1 protein-coding gene and 1 pseudogene are annotated in these 1,707 nt (G+C 70.0%); both read left to right on the plus strand.

From position 1 onward, the window contains the following. A pseudogene (locus tag AB0J09_RS64090) lies at positions 1-624 on the plus strand (hypothetical protein); the annotation flags it as partial. A gap of 32 nt (positions 625-656) precedes the next feature. Next, positions 657-1,583, plus strand: coding sequence for a DUF2797 domain-containing protein (locus AB0J09_RS64095; RefSeq protein WP_360714226.1), 927 nt, complete (start codon positions 657-659; stop codon positions 1,581-1,583). Positions 1,584-1,707: the final 124 nt, after the last annotated feature.

Here is a 1,707-nt window from a genome sequence, read left to right on the forward strand (position 1 = left end):
GGCAAGTCCACCCTGGCCGCGCGTCTGCACCAGGCCCTCAACGACGCCGGCCACCCGGCGATCCTCGTCGGCAAGCACAGCACCGAAGTCCCCATGGATGAGGAGCTGTCCGCCTACGTCGACCGCCTCAACGCGCTGGTCTACCGCCGCGACTCACGCGTCGCCCAGGCGTGCAGTGATCACTACTGGCTGTTGGCGCTGGCCGCCTGGTACACCCTCCAGGACGAGCTCGTGATCCGGCCCGCGCTCGCCGCCGGCACCCACGTGATCCTCGACAACGCCCACCACAAGATCCTCGCCCGCTACGCAGTCAACCCGGACGTTCCCACCCACCTCGCCGAACAGGTTTTCGCCCACCTCGCCCCGCCAGACCTGGTGATCTTCCTGCGGATCGGTGCCCGCGAAGCCCTGCGGCGCAAGGGACAGTTCACCTCCTTGGAGACTGGCCATTCCGGCAGCGGCGATGAGGACTTCATCCGCTACCAGAACACGGTCCTCGCCCAGCTCCAAGAGCAGGGCGAATGCGAAGGCTGGCTGTCCCTGGATGTCACCAGCATGGACGCCGACACCGTGTTCAAGACCGCGGCCGGCGCCCTCACCGACCGCCTCCAACTCACCGTCTGACCGTGCCCGGCCCATCTCCCGAGGAACGCACCATGCCAGTGCCCCTGCCCGACAGCGGCGAGTACATCTGCCACGGCATCACCTGGGCCACCGGGGACCCCCGGCTGCTGCTCGCCCCGCTGCCCGGCGGACCTCTGGTCTACGCCGAATTCATGAACCGGCACCTCGGCTTCCGCGTGACCAGTACCGGCCGGTGGTGCACCGGCCGGTACCAATTCGCCGACACCGTCCGCGTTGAGGCCCTCGCTTGCCCCGACCGCGCACCGGCCGTCCAGAGCGGGCAGTGCGCCCGGTGCGCGGGGCAGGACGACTTCCGCTTCGCCCACCAGTTCCACCACGGCGGCCACGCCCCCGAAGCACTCCAGCGGTACATGGCCCAGCCGCACTGGCTGTACGCGGCAACCTTCGCCGACGGCACCACCAAGGTCGGCACCGCAGCCGAGCCGCGCAAGCGCTCCCGCCTCGACGAACAGGGAGCGCTGTTCGCGACCTACCTGGCCATGAGCCCGGACGGCCGCACCGTGCGCCACCTCGAAGAGGCCCTCACCCGCCACCTGGGCATCCCGCAAACCGTCCGGGCAACGGCCAAGCTCAAGGCCCTGGCCAACCTCACCGACCTGCCCGCCGTCGAAGAAGCCCACCGCCAGACTGTCGACCGCGCGGCCAAGACGCTCGCCGAGCTCGGCACCGCGACCGTCCTGGGAGCCTGGGCCCCGCCAGACGAAGGCGACCAACTGCGCAATGTCGGCGACGCGCGGGCGCTGTACCCGCACAAGATGGACGAAGGCGAGCACGGCTTCACCCCGCTCTCCTGCATCGGCTCCCAGGTCCTCGTCGCGTTGGACAGCGACAACGACCTTCGCTACCTACTGGACCTCGGCACGCTCAAGGGACGCCGCATCACCCTCGGCGGTGCATTCACCTCGCCCGGCGCCGCCGTCCAGGCATCCCTCTTTTGACCCCCGGCCCGCCCGTGCTGCGCCGGGCGGACCCATCCCTGCGAAGTGAGGCATCATGGCACCCCAGGACGCGCTCCTCGGCTGGGACGAGGACACCACCGCCGAGGCGTACGCGGCGTTCACC

Source organism: Nonomuraea sp. NPDC049784, assembly GCF_040659615.1.
GTDB lineage: Bacteria > Actinomycetota > Actinomycetes > Streptosporangiales > Streptosporangiaceae > Nonomuraea.

Coding starts and splice junctions, on each gene's coding strand:
- AB0J09_RS64095 (WP_360714226.1), top strand. CDS start 657: ATGCCAGTGCCCCTGCCCGACAGCGGCGAGTACATCTGCCACGGCATC.